General features: G+C 40.5%; 3 protein-coding genes and 1 pseudogene. 3 read left to right on the forward strand and 1 reads right to left on the reverse strand.

Annotated elements, in window-relative coordinates:
- Nucleotides 1–112 precede the first annotated feature (112 nt).
- On the reverse strand, nucleotides 113–877 hold the full coding sequence (locus L655_RS0121515; RefSeq protein ID WP_002962210.1) for an outer membrane protein assembly factor BamD: 765 nt from the start codon (nucleotides 875–877) through the stop codon (nucleotides 113–115).
- 141 nt (nucleotides 878–1,018) lie between these two features.
- On the opposite strand from L655_RS0121515, the gene rluD reads away from it, so the two are divergent.
- From rluD to clpB, 3 genes and pseudogenes are all read left to right on the forward strand, one after another.
- Nucleotides 1,019–1,996, forward strand: a complete 978-nt coding sequence (gene rluD / locus L655_RS0121520) for a 23S rRNA pseudouridine(1911/1915/1917) synthase RluD (protein WP_024606241.1) — start codon at nucleotides 1,019–1,021, stop codon at nucleotides 1,994–1,996.
- Nucleotides 1,996–2,683, forward strand: a pseudogene (gene pgeF / locus L655_RS01000000126000) (peptidoglycan editing factor PgeF). Before rluD ends, pgeF begins: the two are co-directional and overlap by 1 nt.
- A 96-nt stretch (nucleotides 2,684–2,779) precedes the next feature.
- The gene (clpB, locus tag L655_RS0121530) at nucleotides 2,780–5,356 is read left to right on the forward strand and encodes an ATP-dependent chaperone ClpB (RefSeq protein WP_024606242.1); all 2,577 of its coding nucleotides are present in this window, start codon (nucleotides 2,780–2,782) and stop codon (nucleotides 5,354–5,356) included.
- Nucleotides 5,357–5,472: the final 116 nt, after the last annotated feature.

The following is a 5,472-nucleotide window of genomic DNA, read 5'->3' on the forward strand; positions in this document are numbered from 1 at the left end:
AAGGATGGCTTAAGTTACAAGCCATCCTGGAAGGCTACGATTTAGCAAAATCTCTTGAGTCAGACTTGTGATCAAGAGACAGCTTAGTAAGCGCCTTTTTTATTTAGTGCTTTTATTTAGTTCTTTTATTTAGTTTTCGTGTTTGCTTTGCGTGCTCACTAAGCTCAGTTAAACCTAATTGGTCGTAACTTTTCTCCATCATTTCAAGCGCGGGATCTAAGTAACTGCTTTGTGAATAATGCTCAACAACAAACTTACCTCTATTAGCAGCAGCTAAATAAGCTTCACGTTCGTAATAGTAAGTTGCTACTTTTAATTCATAACGTGCCATGCGGTTTAAAAGCCACACTAAACGACGCTTAGCTTCAGGCGCGTAATCACTTTTCGGAAAGCGTTTTACTAGTGTTGATAAATCGGTAAATGCAACACGAGTACGGTTAGCATCACGGTCTGCTCTATCTACACCAAAGTATTCTTGGAACGCATTTTTATCTGCTTTAATGTTCACTAAACCACGCATGTAATACATGTAATCAAGGTCTTTATGATTTGGGTTTAAGCGAATAAAGCGGTCAATGGTTGCAAGTGCTTGTTCAGTATTGCCTGATTGATAATGTGCATAGACTAAGTCCATTTGTACTTGCTTAGAGAATGGGCCAAATGGGTAGCGAGAGTCTATTGCACTCAAAAGTTCAATTGCACGAGCATATAAACCAGAATCTAGCGTTTCTTTTGCATCTTCATATAAAGCGTGTGCAGACTTATTCGGTACACGTTGAATGTCTTCTTGGTCTGGAGCAGACGAACAAGCGCCTAAACTAAGTACAGAAACTGAAAAAACAATGGCAAATGCACGTTTCCCTATTTTATTTATCATTTTATTTGTTACCTTCGATGTCTTCGGCTAGGCCAAGTCGGTAAAACCGAGTAAACTATGCGTATTATATTATGCTTTTATTAAAAGCGATTCTAACCCAGTCGAGCAAAGCTTGCACTGGTAAATTGGGTAAAGTTACTAATGTCAGAGCAAATTTCTCTTCAAGCCGACGTTCCAACCGAATTAGGTGGTAAACGTCTAGACCAAGTATTAGCACAATTGTTCCCTGATTATTCACGTTCTCGTATAAAAACGTGGATATTGGATGATAAAATCACCGTAGACGGTGAAATTTTCAACACTCCACGCGAAAAGCTACTAGGTGGTGAAGTTGTAAGTGTTGAAACAACAATTGAAGCACCACGCGAATACGAAGCACAAGATATCAAATTAAACATTGTTTATGAAGACGATGATATTTTGGTAATTAATAAACCAATGGGCCTAGTGGTTCACCCTGGTGCGGGTAATCCTAATGGAACAGTGCTAAACGCATTACTACATTACTACCCTGAAATAATTAACGTACCACGCGCGGGTATTGTGCATCGTTTAGATAAAGACACGACCGGTTTAATGGTTGTAGCTAAAACGATTCCAGCACAAACGCACTTAGTAACAGCGCTACAAAAGCGTGAAAACTTTACGCGTGAATATGAAGCACTGTGTAATGGTACTATGACTGCAGGTGGTATGGTTGAAAAAGCGATTTGCCGCCATCCGACTCAGCGTACACATATGGCAGTACATGAACTGGGTAAACCGGCAATTACACATTACCGTGTTGCTGAAAAATTCCGTGCTCATACTCGTTTACGTCTGCGCTTAGAAACAGGTCGTACTCACCAGATTCGTGTGCATATGGCACATTTAAATCACCCGCTAATTGGCGACCAATCTTATGGCGGCCGTCCGCGTCCACCTAAAGGTGCAACACCTGAGTTATTTGAGTTACTTCGTAGCTTTAGACGCCAAGCACTACATGCTGTAAAATTGAGTATTGCGCACCCAATCACCGGTGAAATGATGACATGGCAAGCACCTATCCCAGACGATATGGTCGCGATGACACATGCACTACGTGAAGATACTAAAGCTAATCCTGATATCGATAGATAATGCACTTATTGTCAGCGACATGGCAAAACCTTCATAAAGTAGGAACGTTGAGTACTACTTGTGGAGGTGGTGTTTCAAAAATCCCATTTAAAAGTTTTAATTTGGGATTCCATGTTGGTGATAATCAAAATCATGTATCAAAAAACCGCTCATTACTAACAAATCTCCTACCTAAACCTGCCGTGTGGCTAAATCAAGTTCATAGCTCTAATGTTGTTATTGTTGATGAACATTTTGATTTTGATGAGTTACACGATGCTGATGCGCTTTATACTCAGTTATTAAATCAGCCTTTGGCTATCATGACCGCCGATTNCTATACATGGCGGCTGGCGAGGACTTGAGCAGGGAATTATTAAAAATACATTAGAGTGCTTTAGTACAGAATATGAAAACATAAGTGCGTGGTTAGGGCCTGCAATTGGACCAAACCGATTTGAGGTTGGGGCAGAGGTGTTTGAGTTATTTCAAAAAAGGTCTTCTTCATTTATTCAAGCATTTACACTACAATCTAATGGCAAATATCTTGCTGATATTTATGGTATTGCGCGTACTTTACTTATCCAGCAAGGCGTTAAAAATATTACGGGTGGCGACTATTGTACAGTCTCTCAAAGTGACTTATTTTTTTCTTATCGACGGGATGGACAAACCGGACGTATGGCAAGTTTGATCTGGCGCAAGTAATTAGTATCTTTAATCATTATATTTCCCCCTACACCTTGAACAAACACCTAAACATACCCATTAATTAAGCAATTAGATTATTTAATAGGTAACACCATGCGTTTAGATAGATTTACAAGTAAATTTCAATCTGCGCTCTCTGATGCGCAATCGCTAGCCCTTGGCCGCGATCATCAATTTATTGAACCCGTACATTTAATGTATTCACTACTAAAGCAAAGTGGCTCTAGTGTACGTGCATTATTTGCACAAACGGGTGTCAGCGCAGATGAACTTAACACCAAGCTTTCACAAGAAATAGAAAAACTATTTAAAGTAGAAGGTGTAGGTGGCGATGTGCAGCTATCAAATAATATGGCTTCACTTATTAACCTATGTGACAAGTATGCGCAAAAACGCAAAGACAAATACATTTCAAGTGAATTATTTGTACTGGCGGCATGCGATGATAAAGGTCCACTTGGCGATATATTTAGGTCGTTAAATATTACCTCGACCAAAATTGAAACTGCAATTAAAGCGATTCGCGGCGGCCAAAAAGTTGATGACCCAAATGCCGAAGAAACACGTCAAGCGCTTGAAAAGTTCACGATTGATCTAACTGAGCGAGCTGAGCAAGGTAAGCTTGACCCCGTTATTGGTCGCGATGACGAAATTCGCCGCACGATTCAGGTATTACAACGCCGTACTAAAAATAACCCTGTATTAATCGGTGAACCGGGTGTTGGTAAAACAGCAATCGCGGAGGGGTTAGCACAGCGTATTATTAACGGTGAAGTACCTGAAGGATTAAAAAATAAACGCGTACTATCACTTGATTTAGGTGCGTTAGTTGCGGGTGCTAAATACCGTGGCGAATTTGAAGAACGTCTAAAATCAGTATTAAACGAATTGGCTAAAGAAGAAGGCCAAGTCATTTTATTTATTGATGAAATACATACTATTGTGGGTGCAGGAAAAAGTGATGGCGCAATGGATGCAGGCAATATGTTAAAGCCAGCATTAGCACGCGGTGAGTTACACTGCGTTGGCGCAACCACGCTTGATGAATACCGTAAATATATAGAGAAAGATGCAGCCCTTGAACGTCGATTCCAAAAGGTACTCATTGAAGAGCCGTCGGTTGAAGATACCATTGCAATATTGCGTGGCTTAAAAGAGCGATATGAGCTACATCATTCAGTAGAAATTACTGATCCCGCGATTGTTGCTGCGGCGCAGTTATCTCACCGCTACATTAGCGATCGTCAGTTACCAGATAAAGCAATTGATTTAATTGACGAAGCGGGGTCTTCGATTCGATTACAAATTGATTCAAAACCAGAGTCGTTAGATAAGCTTGAGCGTCGTATTATCCAATTAAAATTAGAAGATAATGCACTTGCTAAAGAAAAAGATGAGGCGAGTCAAAAGCGTCGCACTGAAATGCAAGAGTTGATCACCGACCTTGATGGGCAATATCGTGAGCTAGACGAAATTTGGAATGCTGAAAAAGCATCGCTTCAAGGTACACAAGTAATTAAAGCCGAGCTTGAACAAGCAAGATTAGATTTAGATGTAGCGCGAAGAGCAAGTGATTTACAGCGTATGTCAGAGCTGCAATATGGGCGAATTCCAGAGCTTGAACGAAAACTTGATTTAGCCTCACAAGCCGAAATGCAAGAAATGACTCTGCTTAAAAACCAAGTAGGTGAGGATGAAATTGCTGAAATTTTATCTCGCTGGACAGGTATTCCTGTTGCAAGAATGCTACAAGGTGAGCGTGAAAAGCTGCTGCAAATGGAAGATAAGTTACACAGTAAAGTAATAGGGCAAGATGAAGCGGTCGTTGCTGTTGCTAACGCAATAAGACGCTCACGTGCAGGACTTGCAGATCCTAATCGCCCAATTGGTTCTTTCTTGTTTTTAGGTCCAACAGGTGTGGGTAAAACCGAGCTTACAAAAGCACTTGCTGGTTTTATGTTTGATACCGAAGATGCCATGGTACGTATCGACATGTCTGAGTTTATGGAAAAGCACTCAGTTGCACGCCTAGTGGGCGCACCTCCAGGTTATGTGGGTTATGAAGAGGGCGGTTATTTAACAGAAGCTGTTCGTCGTAAACCTTACTCAGTTATATTGCTTGATGAAATAGAAAAAGCACACCCAGATGTGTTTAACATTTTACTGCAAGTGTTAGATGATGGCCGATTAACTGACGGACAAGGTAGAACCGTTGATTTTAAAAATACTGTTATTATCATGACATCAAATTTAGGCTCAGATATTATCCAAGAACAAGCGGGGAATAATGACTATACGACCCTTAAAGCTAAAGTAATGGAAGTATTGATTAATGAGTTTAGACCTGAGTTTATTAACCGTATTGACGAGACTGTTGTATTCCACCCGTTAGCAAACGAGCATATAAAAGAAATAGCTGATATTCAGTTAATGAAATTACGTGAGCGTTTAACAGAGATGGGGTATCTGCTTGAAATAAGCGATGCTGCACTTGAGCGAATTGCAGCAAGTGGGTTTGATCCTGTGTACGGTGCACGCCCGCTTAAGCGTGCTATTCAGCAAACGATTGAAAATCCGCTAGCACAAAAGCTACTTAATGGGGACTACATACCAGGTAGCGTGATTGTTATTGATGCAAATGACGGCTCTTTGGTATTTACCAAACGCTGATTGTAAATAATTACATCTAAAGCCGCTAAAATAGCTGTCTCTTGATCACAAGTCTGACTCAAGAGATTTTGCTAAATCGTAGCCTTCCAGGATGGCTTGTAACTTAAGCCATCCTT

Origin of the sequence: Pseudoalteromonas sp. TAE79 (assembly GCF_000498015.1) — a bacterium.
Taxonomy (GTDB): Bacteria; Pseudomonadota; Gammaproteobacteria; order Enterobacterales; family Alteromonadaceae; genus Pseudoalteromonas.

What these genes read in the sequence shown, in the direction of transcription:
- L655_RS0121515 (WP_002962210.1), bottom strand. Translation starts at nt 877, where the DNA reads ATGATAAATAAAATAGGGAAACGTGCATTTGCCATTGTTTTTTCAGTT.
- rluD (WP_024606241.1), top strand. Translation starts at nt 1,019, where the DNA reads ATGTCAGAGCAAATTTCTCTTCAAGCCGACGTTCCAACCGAATTAGGT.
- clpB (WP_024606242.1), top strand. Translation starts at nt 2,780, where the DNA reads ATGCGTTTAGATAGATTTACAAGTAAATTTCAATCTGCGCTCTCTGAT.